The sequence below is a fragment of the Microtetraspora sp. NBRC 16547 genome, assembly GCF_030268965.1.
Lineage (GTDB): Bacteria > Actinomycetota > Actinomycetes > Streptosporangiales > Streptosporangiaceae > Microtetraspora.
In genome coordinates, this window is sequence record NZ_BSSE01000118.1 from 1 (window position 1) to 314 (window position 314).

General features: G+C 72.9%; 1 protein-coding gene. It reads right to left on the reverse strand.

What is annotated here, in order from left to right:
* On the reverse strand, window positions 1–314 hold a 314-nt coding region (locus QSK17_RS35855; RefSeq protein ID WP_502889360.1), incomplete at both ends, for a dioxygenase family protein.

The window sequence follows — 314 nt, forward strand, 5'->3', positions numbered from 1 at the left end:
CGGCGACCACGGTGCCGCGCAGGTTCCACTCCGGGACGCCGGGCGCGAACTGCGAGTAGTACCCGTCGTCGTCGGCGTGCCAGATCTCCACCCGCGCTCCGGCCAGCGGCGTGCCGGACACGTCGCGCACCTGCCCCTGGAACAGCAGGGGCGTCCCCTCCTCCCCTTCGCGCATAGGCAGGGTCGCCTCGGCCGGGAGCTCCGGCGAGTCGGGCACGTAGTACGGCCCCTCGATGCTCCCCTTGCTGCCCTCGCGGGACTCGGTCGCGACCTGCTCGACGACGTGCTCGACCCACACGTCGAGGAAGAGCGGC